Source organism: Actinoplanes sp. NPDC048967, from assembly GCF_040649415.1.
Lineage (GTDB): Bacteria > Actinomycetota > Actinomycetes > Mycobacteriales > Micromonosporaceae > Actinoplanes.
Genome location: NZ_JBEZFL010000005.1, coordinates 178,903 through 192,789, shown reverse-complemented (window position 1 = coordinate 192,789; position 13,887 = coordinate 178,903). Strand labels below are relative to the sequence as shown.

At 72.4% G+C, this 13,887-nt stretch carries 13 protein-coding genes and 1 pseudogene; 6 read left to right on the top strand and 8 right to left on the bottom strand.

Annotated features, from left to right (window positions below; all coding sequences use genetic code 11):
• Window positions 1-43: 43 nt before the first annotated feature.
• Both AB0C12_RS22630 and AB0C12_RS22625 read left to right on the top strand, forming a co-directional pair.
• Window positions 44-508: a hypothetical protein gene (locus AB0C12_RS22630; protein WP_360550929.1), complete on the top strand. Its 465-nt coding sequence runs from the start codon at window positions 44-46 to the stop codon at window positions 506-508.
• An 18-nt stretch (window positions 509-526) separates the two neighbouring features.
• The gene (locus AB0C12_RS22625) at window positions 527-1,447 is read left to right on the top strand and encodes an alpha/beta hydrolase (RefSeq protein WP_360550927.1); all 921 of its coding nucleotides are present in this window, start codon (window positions 527-529) and stop codon (window positions 1,445-1,447) included.
• 6 nt (window positions 1,448-1,453) lie between these two features.
• Here AB0C12_RS22625 and AB0C12_RS22620 read toward each other — a convergent pair whose 3' ends face one another.
• From AB0C12_RS22620 to AB0C12_RS22600, 5 genes and pseudogenes are all read right to left on the bottom strand, one after another.
• Complete coding sequence (locus AB0C12_RS22620) at window positions 1,454-1,819, bottom strand: hypothetical protein (RefSeq protein WP_360550925.1); 366 nt, start codon at window positions 1,817-1,819, stop codon at window positions 1,454-1,456.
• The gene (locus AB0C12_RS22615; protein ID WP_360551931.1) at window positions 1,816-2,814 is read right to left on the bottom strand and encodes an SseB family protein; all 999 of its coding nucleotides are present in this window, start codon (window positions 2,812-2,814) and stop codon (window positions 1,816-1,818) included. The genes AB0C12_RS22620 and AB0C12_RS22615 overlap by 4 nt, the downstream gene beginning before the upstream one ends.
• Window positions 2,815-5,130: 2,316 nt before the next feature.
• Window positions 5,131-5,520: pseudogene (locus AB0C12_RS22610) on the bottom strand (SseB family protein); the annotation flags it as partial.
• 252 nt (window positions 5,521-5,772) lie between these two features.
• Window positions 5,773-6,066: a WXG100 family type VII secretion target gene (locus AB0C12_RS22605; RefSeq protein ID WP_360550923.1), complete on the bottom strand. Its 294-nt coding sequence runs from the start codon at window positions 6,064-6,066 to the stop codon at window positions 5,773-5,775.
• Between the two features lie 24 nt (window positions 6,067-6,090).
• Window positions 6,091-6,414, bottom strand: a complete 324-nt coding sequence (locus AB0C12_RS22600; RefSeq protein ID WP_360550921.1) for a WXG100 family type VII secretion target — start codon at window positions 6,412-6,414, stop codon at window positions 6,091-6,093.
• A gap of 313 nt (window positions 6,415-6,727) precedes the next feature.
• On the opposite strand from AB0C12_RS22600, the gene eccE reads away from it, so the two are divergent.
• The 3 genes from eccE (at window position 6,728) to rarD (ending at window position 10,341) form a co-directional block, all read left to right on the top strand.
• The gene (eccE, locus tag AB0C12_RS22595; RefSeq protein WP_360550919.1) at window positions 6,728-8,590 is read left to right on the top strand and encodes a type VII secretion protein EccE; all 1,863 of its coding nucleotides are present in this window, start codon (window positions 6,728-6,730) and stop codon (window positions 8,588-8,590) included.
• Window positions 8,591-8,918: 328 nt separating this feature from the next.
• A complete protein-coding gene (locus tag AB0C12_RS22590; protein ID WP_360550917.1) occupies window positions 8,919-9,302 on the top strand; it encodes a phage holin family protein in 384 nt (127 codons plus the stop codon).
• Window positions 9,303-9,393: 91 nt separating this feature from the next.
• A complete protein-coding gene (rarD, locus tag AB0C12_RS22585; protein WP_360550915.1) occupies window positions 9,394-10,341 on the top strand; it encodes an EamA family transporter RarD in 948 nt (315 codons plus the stop codon).
• Window positions 10,342-10,354: 13 nt separating this feature from the next.
• Here the strand turns inward: rarD and AB0C12_RS22580 are convergent, their stop codons facing one another.
• The 3 genes from AB0C12_RS22580 to AB0C12_RS22570 form a co-directional block, all read right to left on the bottom strand.
• A complete protein-coding gene (locus AB0C12_RS22580; protein ID WP_360550913.1) occupies window positions 10,355-11,062 on the bottom strand; it encodes a zf-HC2 domain-containing protein in 708 nt (235 codons plus the stop codon).
• Window positions 11,059-11,574, bottom strand: coding sequence for a sigma-70 family RNA polymerase sigma factor (locus AB0C12_RS22575; protein ID WP_212989641.1), 516 nt, complete (start codon window positions 11,572-11,574; stop codon window positions 11,059-11,061). Before AB0C12_RS22575 ends, AB0C12_RS22580 begins: the two co-directional genes overlap by 4 nt.
• Before the next feature lie 90 nt (window positions 11,575-11,664).
• Entirely contained in the window at window positions 11,665-12,459 is a 795-nt protein-coding gene (locus AB0C12_RS22570; RefSeq protein ID WP_212989640.1) for an IclR family transcriptional regulator C-terminal domain-containing protein, read from the bottom strand.
• 153 nt (window positions 12,460-12,612) lie between these two features.
• On the opposite strand from AB0C12_RS22570, the gene AB0C12_RS22565 reads away from it, so the two are divergent.
• Complete coding sequence (locus AB0C12_RS22565) at window positions 12,613-13,824, top strand: MFS transporter (protein ID WP_360550910.1); 1,212 nt, start codon at window positions 12,613-12,615, stop codon at window positions 13,822-13,824.
• The last annotated feature ends 63 nt before the right edge of the window (window positions 13,825-13,887 follow it).

Genomic DNA, 13,887 nt, shown 5'->3' with positions numbered 1-13,887 from the left:
AACCCGCAGGGCCGGGCCCGGGTCTCACTCACGGAGGTGGGTCATGATCTCGTTTTCCCGTACGGCCACAGCAACGTTCCTGGTCCTCACGAGCCTGACGGCCTGTTCAGCCGGGTCTCCCGTGGCACCGGGCACCTCCGTGCCGGTCCCGCCCAGCGCCTCGGCGACCTCCGTCACGCCGCCCAACGAGCCCGCCGTCTCGCCCAGCGGCCCGTACAACTCGGTGCCCACCGGCCCGGCGCCCTCGAAGCCGGCCGGCATCCCCAAGACGCCGACGGACATCGTCCGCTCACCCGGCTGGATCGAGGGCACCATCACCCGCGGCGGCACCGGCCCCTGCTACGGCCTGGTCACCTTCGACGGCGTGGCCTACGCGATGTACTCGGACAAGGGCGCGAAGCTGACCCAGGGTGACCACATCAAGGCCGAACTGACCCCGGCCAGACTGCGCATCGACTGTGGCCCGGGCATCCCGGTGAGCATGGGTGCCATCCAGCACTTTCCCTAGGCCCGTACGCTGGTTCGCATGAGTGCCCAGGTGGACGAGGCGTGCGTACTGACGGAGGGTCCCTGGACCCACCGTTTCGTCGGCGCCAACGGCAGCCGCTTCCACGTGGTCGAGGCGGGCACCGGACCGCTCGTCCTGCTGCTGCACGGCTTCCCCGAGTTCTGGTGGGCGTGGCACGACGTGCTGACCCGGCTCGCCGACGCGGGCTTCCGGGCGGTGGCGATCGACCTGCGCGGCTACGGCGCCAGCGACAAGCCGCCGCGCGGCTACGACGGCTACACGATGGCTGCCGACGTGACCGGCCTGATCCGCGCCCTCGGCGAACGCTCCGCGATGATCGTCGGGGCGGGCGCCGGCGGCATGATCGGCTGGGCGGCGGCGGCCTTCCACCCCAAGATGGTCAGCCGGCTCGTGGTGCTCGGTGCGGCGCACCCGTTGCGGCTGCGCGCGGCACTGTTCGCCGACCCCCGCGGCCAGGCGGCGGCGAGCGCGTCGATCCTGCGCTTCCAGGTCCCCCGCTACGAGCACGTGCTGACCAAGAACGACGCGGCGCTGGTCGGCGAGCTGATCGGGCAGTGGAGCGGTCCGAGGTGGACGCAGACGGCCGCGTACGAGGAATACGCCGCGCGGTGCCGGGAGGCCATGCAGATCCCGCAGGCGGCGTTCTGCGCGCTGGAGGCGTACAGGTGGGTGTTCCGTTCGGCGCTGCGACTGCAGGGTTACCGGTTCGTCAAGCTGATGCAGCAGCCGCTGGTCACCCCGACGCTACAGATGCACGGCGAGCTGGACACGGCGGTGCTGCCCCGCACGGCGCAGGGGTCAGGCCGCTACGTGATCGCGCCGTACGAGTGGCGCCTGATCCCGGACGCCGGCCACTTCCTGCACCAGGAAGCGCCGGATCTCGTCACCGGCGAGATCCTGCGCTGGCTCAAGGCGTGAGGCCGGTCAGACCCGGTGCTCGTAGAGCTGGGTGACCTCGTTCGCCGGCGCCCAGCCCTGGTAGACCCCGAAGTCGAACTCCTCCAGCCCCAGCTCACGGGCGACCGGCGCCCGGCCCCCGGTGTACTCCAGGCGCAGCCAGTTGTCGGCCTCAGCGAGCACGATGAACGGCTCACCCCGCCACGAACACGTCGTGCGGATGTAGACGAGCTCACCGAACTCGCCCGGCTTGAGCACCCGTACGTAGCGACCGGGCCGCACCTCGGTGAAGCCGTCGGCGGGCTCGGGCGCATAGACCCGCACGTTCTCCCCGTCGGGCGCGGCGTCGTACTCCCGGCCGTGCCAGTTGACCACGTAGCCGTCGCGCATCACCGCTCACCGACCCGGCGCCACACCGGCGCGTCACAGTCGAAGACGGCGATCAGCTGCTCGGCGCCGTCGGCGATCCGCCACAACTGCGCACCGTGCGGCAACCGCACACTGTCCACCTTGAACTCCGCGATGACGTCCTTGCCCTCACCGGGGGCGAAACCGTTGCCCCGGAACGGAGGCCGCTCGATGACCCAGCCGTCCATGGCCCGCAATGCCTGTTCGTTCTGGCCGCCGTACGGGATGCGGTAGAGGCTGGGCCGGTGCGCCGGCCAGCGGAGCACAAAGGCCTCCTTGGCATCCGCCTGATAGGGCGAACCGTCGTAGACCAGCCCGAGCGCCGAGAAGAGCTCGCCGGGCGCCCGCAGATGCTCGACCTCACCGGCGCGGTGCACGAACCCGGCGACCCGGTCGTAACCCCGCTCGAGGTAGTAGTCGATCTGCTCGGCCGGCACGGCCTTCTGCATGACGGTGAGCTGCGCGGTCGGCTCAGCCGGCCGCTGCGGCAACTCGGCGGGCGCGTCGACCGGGTCACCGCCCAGCCCGGCCTCCACGGCCCAGCTGGCCAGCGCGATGACCTGCGGCCCGGGATACCTGGCGCCGATCGGCGAGGCCGGATTGACGGCGAACGACCAGGCCGGGTCGGGCCAGTTGCGGATCAGATCGACGAACCGGACCCCGACCGTGCGGGTGGGCTCGGCGAAATGCTCGGCGAGCCGGTCCCGGCTGGTGAAGACGACCAGGAACCGGTCACCGTCGATCTCCTCGGTCCGGAACGCAAAACCGGACTCGCCGGGAGCGCTGCCGGGCCGCGAGTTGGACGCGACAGGCACGAGCACGGTGGCGAGCAGGAGGGTGGAGAGGAAAGAGTCGGTGCTGGCCTCATCGACGGCGCGGTAGAGGTCACGCTCGACCTCGTTCGCCGGGACGAAGTCTTCCTCGAAGTCTTCGCTGGTGTCGCCGGTCATGCCCGAGCCGGTCATGCCCGCGCCGGTCATGCCCGAGGTTGCCGCAGCCGGGCCTGACGCGGCCGCGCCGGTCATGCCTGGGCCGGTTGCGGCTGGGCCGGTCGGGCCTCGGCCGGTTTCGGCTGAGTCGGTCGTGGCTGGGCCGGTGGTGGCTGGCTCTTGCTGGTCGGCGCTCGGCTGGGGGCTGAAGGTGTTGCGGCCGTCGGAGGATGCTTGCGGCTGGTCGGTCGGCGCCTGATCGTCCGGTGTGGGGACATTTCGGGGCCGATCGGCGGGTGCAGGGGTGGACGGCCGCTGGTCGGTCGATCCCGGTGCGGCCGTCTGCTGAGCCCTTGCTTCTGGCGCAGCCGACCGCTGATCTGTAGACCCCGGCGTGGCCGACCGCTGGTCTGTAGACCCCGGCGTGGCCGACCGCTGGTCTGTAGACCCCGGCGTGGCCGACCGCTGGTCTGTAGACCCCGGGGTGGCCGACCGCTGGTCTGTAGACCCCGGGGTGGCCGACCGCTGGTCTGTAGACCCCGGCGTGGCCGGCCGCTGGGCCGTCGATCCGGGCCCGGCAGACCGCTGATCGGACGATCCTGGTGTGGCCGGCCGCTGGGCCGTCGATCCGAGCCCGGCAGACCGCTGGTCGGTTGATCCCGGCGTGGCCGACCGCTGGTCGGTTGATGACGGCGGGATCGTGGGGCGTGCCGCTGCGGCCGGGACGAATGTGGACCGACCGGCACCGCCCGCGCCGGGGATGACGGGTGGGGCCAGCCCGGGCTGCGGCTGGCCGCCCTGCGACCGAGCTGAACCCCCCGGCGAATTCCCGCTGGCCGGCCCGGTCGAGGGTGGCTGAGTGGTCGACGGCTGGGTCGAGGCCGGGTTGCGGTTCCCGGCGAGCGCCTGGGCGGCCGCGGCCATGGAGGAAGGCCGTTCCTCGGGCGGCGTGACCTGGCGGCGGGGCAGACCACCGGGGCCCTTGCCCTGGTCGTCGGCACCCTGCTCGGCCCGATCCGAGGTGGCCGGCGCGGAACCGGCCTCCGTGGCGGCAGCCTGACCGGCGAGCTTGGCGGAGATCGCCCCGTCACGCGCGGCGAGCTTGGCCGAGATCGCTCCGGCGCCACCCTCACCCGGCTGACCCGGCGTCTCGTCGTCGGTGTCCGGCGGCGGGATGTGGGCGGGCAGGGGCGGCGTCTGCGCCATCGGGGTTCGCGTGGGCAGCGGCGAGTCCGGCCGCGGCGAAGCAGCCGAGGGTGTGCTGCCGGAACCCGGGGAGCCACCCCGGCTGCCCAGAGCGTCGAGCGCGCTGGGAGCGGAAGCAGACCGCGCAGGCACCCCGGAGCTGCCGGCACGGGCCGGGTCACTCGGGGGCAGGGTCGGTGGCCGGTAGGCGGCAGGCACGTCACCGGCGGACCGGCCCGGCGTCACCGGCTGGGATGCAGGCCCGCCGGACTCACCCGCGAACGCACGAGGGCCCCGCGCGCCAGCAGGTGGCTGCGCGCCCGCGTCGGACTGATCGCCGTAGCCCGCGGGCTGGTCGGCGTAGCCACCCGGCTGGGCCGGACGGGCACCACCAGACGTGCCGAAGCCGTTGAACTGCCCGCCGGGAATGCCACCGTCCTGCCCGGCCGGAGTGCCCGGCACGCGGGACGGAAGCCCACTCGGCAGCACGGCACCCGGCGTCCGCAGCGGCAGCCCACCAGGACCGACCTGTCCGCCGGAACCGGCGTCGGCCGGTTGCTCAGCGGGCGAGTCGGAGTACCGGCTTCCCGGCGTGGCTCCACCGGCATACCCGGAACCGGTCGAAGCCGACCCCCCAGGCGCAGCCGGACCGGCCACAGCCCCACCTGAGGCTGCGGCACTGGACCCCGAACCGCCATAAGCCGGACCACCCGAGGTGGCACTGCCATGAGCCGAACCGCCAGGCCCCGAACTCCCGGACCCCGGACCGCCATAAGCCGGGCCGCCGGAGCCGGGACCGCCCGAGCCCGAACCGCCGTAAGCCGGACCGCCGGAGCCGGGACCGCCCGAGCCCGAACCGCCGTAAGCCGGACCGCCGGAGCCTGGGCCGCCAGCGCCTGGGCCGCCGTAAGCCGGACCGCCCGAGCCCGGACTGCCGTAAGCCGAGCCACCCGAGTCGGGGCCGCTGTAGGAGGCGGCGCCGGAGCCGGGAGCGTCAGAGCCCGGAGCACTGTAAGAAGGCGCAGGCGCCGGGCTGCCCTGGATCGGCCCGCCGGATGCCGGAGCCGCGTAGGCCGAGGCGTTGTAGCCCTGAGCCGCCGCCGTCGCCGCCAGGGTCGCGGCCGCGTGCAGGTCCTGGATGCGGTTCGGGGCGTTGCTGCCCGCCGGGCCCGGGCCCCGGGTCGGCAGACGCAGGTCACCCCGGGAGAGCTGGGCCACGAACCAGGCCGGCAGGTAGCCCTCGATGGGCAGGCCGGGGTTGACCGCCAGCCACCATTCGAGGTTGGGCCAGGTGTCGGCCAGTTCCGCGTACGCGACGCGGCGGGCCGAGCCGGTGTAGTCGGCCAGGCAGGCCTGCAGCGCCGACGGCGAGGTGAAGGCGAGGACGTGCGTACGGCCGCCGGTGCTCCACGTGCCCCAGCCGAGCGGGGCGAGGCCGGCGAGGGCGTCGGCCGAGACCGGAAGGAGCAGGTCGACACCGGCGAGAATGCGGAAGTAGGACTCCTGGTCGTCGGTGCGCAGTGCGTTGCGCATCGCGATCTCGGCGTCCGTAGCCGGTTCCCACTCGGTCACGTCCACCTCTCCCTTCGCGGCGAACGGGCCATCTCAACGCGTACAACCTACAAGGTCAGGCCGCGATCACAATGGGCGGCTGTACGCATACAGCCGAGAAGGTGTCCAGCGGCGTCATCGGTGCCCGCCAGAGCATGATTGTGTCGCGCAGCGATACTGCCCGATGACCCGGGGTAGCCGACCCGTCCGGTGACACGGAGACGGCCGGAACGGGACGTCCCGGCCGTGCCGCGAGATGGGTGCCTCGGAGACTCAGAGGAAGCGCTTCTCCGCGTTGCTCTCGGTCGTCGCGTAGTCCTGCGCGGACTGCTCGACGGCGCCCTGGATGTCGCGGAGGATGTTCTTGAGGTCGGTGGCGGCATTTGTCCACTTCAGCTGACGCTGGTGGTACGCCGTCTGGGCCTTGCCCTCCCAGGTGTCCACCAGCGGACGCGCGACGGCGTCGAGGTGGGCGAGCTTGGTGTCGAGCTCGTTGACAGCCTTGTTGATGTCGACGCCGGCCTGAGCCAGGGAACTGAAGTTGACGCGAAGCAGACCGTCACTCATGTCGTGCTCCTTTCCAGGTCGGAGTTAGAGGGGAAGGCTGACGCCGCCGCCACCGGACTTGGTCACCAGACTGGCGGCCGAGGAGTCCGAGGTCTGGTAGCCCGTGCCGGAGGTCTTGATCGACTCGGCGGTGTCCGCGAGAGCCTTGTTGAGCTGGGCGAGGTCCTGCTGGTACTGGTTCTTCACGGACTCGAAGGCCCGGCCGCCGCTGCCGACCCAGGCGGTCTGCAGCACGGAAAGCTCGTTCATGAGCTTCTTCAGCATCCTGGTCAGCTCGTGGTTGACCTGGTCGAACTCACCGGCAACCTTCGCCATGTCCCCGGAATTTGCCTGCGTCGTCTCGGACACCCCGGACGTCACCCCGCTTTCTCGATCGTCTGCCTCGCACCGGGTCCGGTATGGATGAGCCCCGTTGGACGAGCCCTGCTGGACGAGCCCGGGTGCGCTGACGTGGCCCTCAGATTAACCGCTCCCGCACAGTGGTGGGGGGCGCCCCTGAGCTGCCGTTCATTCATTGCCGTCGCTGAGGGTAACGGGCCGGACGCAGCGACGGTAGCCCCGTCGGACAACCTGTGGATATCGACGCCGCCCCCTGCGTACGCGGCGCGCGCCATACGATGAGGCCGCTCAGGCAGCGATTCAGGGAGAGGCGGGCGCGACGGTGACGGCAGACCTGGTGGGTGGCCGGGACTTCCCCGAGCTGAGCGGCGCGGGCGAGCGGCTCCCGAAGGTACGCACCCAGCGTGTCCGACATGGACGATTGTTCGGTATTCGCACCGGTCAGTGGGTCAGCACCCAGGTGGCCGCCGTCGCCTTACTGGTCGGGGCCCTGAACGGCCCGATCGCGCTGGCCGCCGCGGCCTTCGTGGCGATCGTGCTGCTGGCCGTCACGTGGCTGCGGCTGCGCGGGCGCTGGGCGTTCGAGTGGCTCGGCACCGCGATGCGCTTCGCCGGCCGCCGGCACACCGCGCCGGCCGTGGACGGTCCGGCCGCCCTGCTCGAGTTCGTCGCGCCCGGCGCCCGGATCGAGCAGACCGAGCTCGCCGGCGACCCGGCCGCGGTCATCGTCGACGGCTACGGCCTGACCGCGGTTCTGGAGCTGGGCGACCCGAACGGTCTGCTCGCCGAGGAGACGGTGATCCTGCCGTCCCCCGCGGGCCTGCTGCCACCCACCGGCCCCGAGCACCCGCCGTGCCGCCTCCAGCTCATCCTCGTGGGGGCGCCGGCCCCGTCGCTGCGGGCCGGCGGCGGCACCCCGGCGAACTCGTACCGTCAGCTCACCGATGGCCGCCTGCTCGGCCACAGCCGGGCCTTGCTGGCTGTGCGCGTGTTGCGTGCCGAGGGCTGGCCGGAGGAGGACCTCCGGCGGGCCCTGTCCGGACTCGTGCGCAAGCTGCTGCGCCGGCTCGGCCCGACGCCGGCCCGGCCGCTCGGCGAGGCCGCGGCCCTGCGGGTGGTCGCGGAGCTGGCCCACGACGACGGCATCGGCGCGGCCCAGGAGACCTGGCCCGGCCTGCGCGTGGGCAGCCTCACCCAGGCCACGTTCCGGCTGCGCCGCTGGCCCGACCTGCGCATCGAGACCTCCCGCCGGCTGGTGGCCCGGATGCTGACCCTGCCGGCGGCCGCGACGACGGTCGCGCTGGGCGTCGGCCCACGCTCCGCCACCGGTACGGACACAGCCACCGACCTGACCGTCCGGCTGGCCGCCCCCGACACCGCGGCCCTCTCCTTCGCCACCCAGGCCCTGCGCAAGCTGCTCGCCGGCGAACACGCCACCGCCCGCCGGCTGGACGGCGAGCACCTCGACGGACTGACCGCCACCCTGCCGCTGGGCATCCCGACGAGCCCGGGGCTGCCCGGCCGGCCCAGCCCGGACGTGGCCCGCACCGACCTGCTCGACGACCTGCAGCTCCCGATCAGCAACGCCGGCCTGATGATCGGCAGCAACCGCAAGGGCGAGCCGGTGATCGCCCGGCTGTTCCGGCCCGAGCAGACCCGGGCACTGCTGGTCGGCGGCGTGCGCTGCGCCCAGCTGGTGGCCTTGCGGGCGATGGCCCTGGGCGCCCGGGTGGTCGTGCAGACCGCACGCCCGCAGGCCTGGGAACCGTTCGTCCGGGGTGCGGCGGTGCCCGGTGAGGCGATCGCGGTCATCCCGCCGGGCCGGGCCGTGGAGATCCCGCCCGGCTCGGCGCTGCACCCGCTGCTCGTGGTGGTCGACATCGGCCCGGTGGGCGCCGACAACCGCCCGGGCGCCGGCTGGCAGGCCACGCTGGTGGTCCGCGACGACTTCAGCCCGGCCGACGCCGACGCGGCGTCCCGGGCCGACCTGCTGCTCGTGCAGCCGCTGCGCCCGGAGGAGGCGACCCTCGTCGGCGCGGCCCTGGGCCTGGGCGAGGCGGCGAAGTGGCTGACCCAGATCCGCGCCGACATGGTCGGCGTGATCAACCGGCGCGCGGTCCGCTGGGCCGTGCTCTCCCAGACCCCGATCGAGGCCCAGCTGATCGGCCCACCGGTCCGCGACTGATCCCAGCCCGGCGGACAAAGGCCCGGCCGGCCGATCCAGGCCAGGCCGATCCAGGCCAAACCGATCCAAGCCAAACCGATCCAAGCCAGGCCGACCCAAGCCAGGCCGACCCAAGCCAGGCCGACCCAAGCCAGGCCGACCCAAGCCAGGCCGACCCAAGCCAGGCCGACCCAAGCCAGGCCGACCCAAGCCAGGCTTCATCGGGCCGGCTCAGCCGGCGGGCTGACCGGGCCCGGCGAGCGACGCCGGTGGATCGAGCACAACGACCTGGACAAGATCGTGGAGTGTCGCCCCGCCGGGTGGCCCGGGCATGGCACCATCCCGTGCCATGGGCATCCTCATCCGGCTGGTCATCACCGCCGTATCGCTGTGGATCGCGACCGTGCTGATCGACGGCATCCGCCTCACCACGGACTCCCTCGGGGGTCAGATCGGCACGCTGCTGGCCGTCGCGGCGATCTTCGGGATCGTCAACGCGGTGCTGCGCCCGATCATCAAGACCATCGGCTGCGGGCTCTACGTGCTGACCCTGGGACTCATCTCCCTGGTCATCAACGGCCTGCTGTTCCTGCTGGTCAGCTGGATCGCCGGGCAGTTCGACCTGCCGTTCCACGTGGACGACTTCTGGCCCAGCGCGATCCTGGGCGCCCTGCTGGTCGGCGTCGTGAGCTGGGTGCTCAACATGCTGGTCCCGGACGGCGGCGACGACTGAGCCCCAGCGGGGGCCGCCACCGCCCGATTGGCCTGGTGAGCTAGAACATAAGCAAGGAGCGGACCCGCCGCCGGCACCTTACGGTGAGGGCATGGGCGAGGAACGGCGAGGCTATCTGTACGGCCTCACGGCGTACGCGTTGTGGGGCTTCTTCCCGATCTACTTCAAGCTGCTCGCGCCCTCCCCGCCGCTGGAGATCCTCGCGCACCGGGTGATCTGGTCCGTGGTGTTCGTCAGCCTCGTGCTGCTCGCCCTGCGCAACCTGCGCTTCCTCGGCCGCATCGTGCGCGACCGCCGGCTGCTCGGCGGCATCACCCTGGCCGCCGTGCTGATCGGCGTGAACTGGGCGACCTACATCTACGGCGTCAACTCGTCGCGGGTGGTCGAGACGGCGCTGGGCTACTTCATCACGCCGCTGGTCGTCGTGCTGCTCGGCGTGACCGTGCAGCGTGAACGGCTGCGGTTGTGGCAGTGGATCGCCATCGGTTTCGGTGCGCTGGCCGTCGCGGTGCTGACCGTGGACTACGGGCACCTGCCGTACATCGCGCTCGTGCTGGCCGCCAGCTTCGGGTCGTACAGCTTGATCAAGAAGCGGCTCGCGCTGCCGCCCGCCGAGGGTCTGTTCATCGAGTCCGCCGTGCTGGCGCTGCCCGCGCTGGGCTACCTGGGCTGGCTGAACGCGACCGGCGGCGCGGAGTTCGGGCATGTGTCGGCCTGGCACACGGTGCTGATGCTGCTGGCCGGCGTCGCTACCGCCGTACCGTTGATGCTCTTTGCCGCCGCGGCCAACCGCGTGCCGCTGGTCGGCATCGGCATCCTGCAATATGTCGCGCCGATCCTGCAGCTCGCCTGCGGAGTGCTGCTCTTCCACGAGCCGATGCCGCCGGCCCGGCTGGCCGGCTTCGCGCTGGTCTGGGTCGCGTTGATCATCTTCACCGTGGACGGGCTGCGGGGCGCCCGGGCCGCCGCCAAAGGGAGGACGGCGGCCGCCGCAGCGGCCGCCACCGCCGAGCCGGCCGCCGCCCTTCCGCCGCGCTGACGAGCGGAACCCGTCAGGGCACGTCGTAGGAGAGCAGAGTCCGATCGTCCGTACGCACCAGCGCCAGCCGGGAGAGCGTCCCCGCGGTGAAGTGCGTCAGGCCGGACATCTTGACCTCTTTGCCGGGTGCCGCCGTCCACGAGCCGAGCTGCTCCTTCTCGTCGTCAGGCCCGTACGCCATCAGCCGGATCGTGTACGGCTCGGACGCCGCGTCACCCTTGTTGTAGAAGCAGATCAGGTTGATCCGGGTGCCGCCGCCGGCTGCGGCCAGGTTGATCCGGGCGGTCACCGGCACCCGTTCGTTCGCCGGCGTCATCGCGATCGTCGGGCCCGGCACCGACGGATCCGGTGCGCCACCGCGGCCCATCCAGAACACCGCGCCGATGCCGACGATCAGCGCCAGGCAGGCCGCCGCCAGCGCCGAGCCGAGGACCCGCCAGCGGACCCGGCGGCGTTCCTCCCGCCGCGTCGACTGGGCGGCCATGACCAGGTCCGGCATACTGTTGCGCCGGGATCGCGGGGGCGGCAGGTCGGGGGCCAGCAGCTTGGAGAAGTCGTCGGGGTCGAGCCGGCCCAGCAGGCCGGGCAGGACAGCGATGTCAGCCACGGCTTCGCGGCAGAAGGAACAGGTGGCCAGGTGCCGCTCGTAGGCGGCGCGCTCGGCCGGCGACAGGGCGCCGAGGACGTACGCGCCGTCGTCGTGCTCGTGGTCGCATCTCATCCCGTCACCCCCATCTCGTCCAGAACCAGGCGCAGCGAACGCAGCGCGTAGTGCGTGCGCGACTTGACCGTGCCGGGCGGCACCCCCAGCCGCGCGGCGGCCTCGGCCACCGAACGCCCCTGGTAGAAGCACTCCACCAGGACCTCGCGGTGACTCTGGGACAGCCGTCCCAGGGCTTCCGCGACCGTCCAGGCCTCCACAGCCCGGTCGGCTTCGTCCGCGCTGGGCGGCGGCTCGGGAATCATGTCGGTGACCACCTCGCCCACCCGGACCGACCGGCGTCGCCAGGCGTCGATAGCCAGGTTGCGCGCGGTGGTGAACAGCCATGACCGCACCGCGCCGCGTTCCGGGTCGAGCGCTTCCGGGTAGCGCCAGGCCCGCAGCAGCGTTTCCTGCACCAGGTCCTCCGCCCGCTGCCGGTCGCCCCCGGAAAGGCGTACGGCGTGCGCGAACAGCGCTTCCCCGTGCTCGTCCTGCAGCGCACGCAACAGCTCGGCATCCTGATCCTCCAAGCCTGCCGACCTCCTCCGCGCGTTCCAACCCGTACTACGTGCAGTGGGGTCGGGCGGTTCAACGGAGGCTGGAGCCGACAGTTCAGCAGGTCAGGCGGTGGCGGCGTCCCCCGCGGAGAGGGCTTCGGCGACGCTGCGGGCGGCGGCGGTGAGCTTGGCCCGTACGACCCGGGCGGAGGTCAGCATCTCGGCGGCCGGCAGGGCGCAGGCCAGCACGAGCCGGCGTTCCATGTCCCGGTCGGCGACGACGTTGACCGCGGCGCAGGCCAGACCCTGACGGAACTGGCCCATCTCCAGCTGCATCCCGCGGCGTTCGCCGGCGGCCAGGTCGGCCTCGAGCGCCTCCGGCGAGGTCAGCGTGGCCGGGGTGAACGCCCGCATGCCCCAGTCGCGCAGATAGCGGGCGCGCTGGTCGGCGGTGAGCGTGGCGAGCAGCGCCTTGCCGAGCGCGGTGGCGTGACCGCCCTCGTCGAAGCCGGGCACCATGTCGTCCATGAACGGCGACCGGGCACCCTCGGCGGACGCGGTCACCGCGATCCGGCCGCCGACGAAGCGGCCGAGATAGTGGCTGTAACCGGTCTCGACCGCGGCCCGGCGCAGCGCCTCACCGACCGAAGGCGGACCACGGAAGGCGGAGACCAGTTCACGGTACCGATCCGCGATCTCCAGACCGACGATGTAGGTGCCGTCCTCGCGACGGATCACGTAGCCCTCGTACGCCAAGGTACGGACAAGGTGATACGTCGTCGCAACGGTCAGCTCGCATCGCCGAGCGATCTGTTTCACGGTGAGTCCGCGCGGGGCCCGACCCACCGATTCGAGTACACGCAAGGCGCGTGACACGCTCCGGATGAGATCTGACGGCTCCGCCAGGGGGTCGCGCACAGCCACCTCCGACGCCGGGGACTTACACCATATGAATAATCTTCCTCGGACGGAATGCCTGAAGCGTGTCGACCATGACTGATATCTACGCGACGTGTGGTCATTAACACTCACCGTCTTGGCTTCCGCCGGTCCGGGCATACTCTGCGACTGATGGCCGAACCGTCGAGCAGCCCCGCCGAAACCGCCGCGACCAGCGCGAACGCGATATCCCCGCGGCGGGCCGTGACGGGCGCCCTCACCACCACCATCGCCTGTTCGGTTCCGGTATTTCTCGTCGGCGGTCTCGCCGTCCAGATCAGCGACGAACTCGGATTCAGCCCGGCGGGTCTGGGACTGGCGGTCGCGGCCTACTTCGGCGCCAGCGCACTCGCCTCCGTGCCGGCCGGCGCACTCGTGGAACGCTACGGCTCGACCACGATCGCCCGGGCCGGGATCGCCCTGGCGGCGGCGTCCCTGCTGACGATCGCGGTGGCGGCCCGCTCACTGTGGAGCCTCATCGCGATCCTGGCCCTGGGCGCGGGCGCGAACGCCATGGGCCAGCTGGCGAGCAACACCAGCCTGTCCCGGCACGTACCGGTCCGGCGGCAGGGCCTGTCGTTCGGCGTGAAACAGGCGGCGATCCCCGTCAGCTCGTTGCTCGCGGGCGCGGCCGTACCGGTGGTGGCTCTGACCGTGGGGTGGCGGTGGGCGTTCGTGTTCGCCGCAGCCGGCGCGGTCGCCGCGCTGTGGCTGGTCCCGGTCGAACGCGAGGACGGCCGGGCGGCCAAGGCCGCCGGTGGCGAACGGGCCACGGCGGCGCTGATCGTGATCGGCATCGGCGCGGCCCTGGCGGCCGGCTCGGCGAACGCGCTCGGCACGTTCCTGGTCGACTCCGCGGTCGCGGACGGCGTCGCGCCCGCCCCGGCCGGACTGGCCCTGACCCTGGGCAGCGCGGTCGGGGTCGCCGCCCGGATCGTCGGCGGCTGGCTGGCCGACCGCATGCCGGACCGGCAGATCAGCGTGATCGCGGGCATGTTGACGGTGGGTGCGGGCGGCCTGGCGATGCTCGCGGTGCTCAACACGGCGACGCTGATCGTGGGGGTCGTGCTGGGCTTCGGGCTCGGATGGGCGTGGCCGGGGCTGATGAACTTCGCGGTGGTCCGGCTGCACCCGCAGGCGCCGGCGGCGGCCACGTCGATCACTCAGACCGGCGTGTATGCGGGCGGGTGCATCGGGCCACTGGGGCTGGGAACGCTGGCGGCGGCGGCCGGGTACCCGGCTATGTGGACGGTGGCGGGGATCGCGATGTTGTGGGCGGCGGGGGCGATGGTGCTCGGAAGCCGGATGCTGCGCCGGCACGCGGACCGTGCGGCGGTGGCCTGAGACGGCGGCTGACGCCCCGAAGGCCGGGTTCCGCGGTCGTTGGCTCGGCTCGCTGGCGGATTG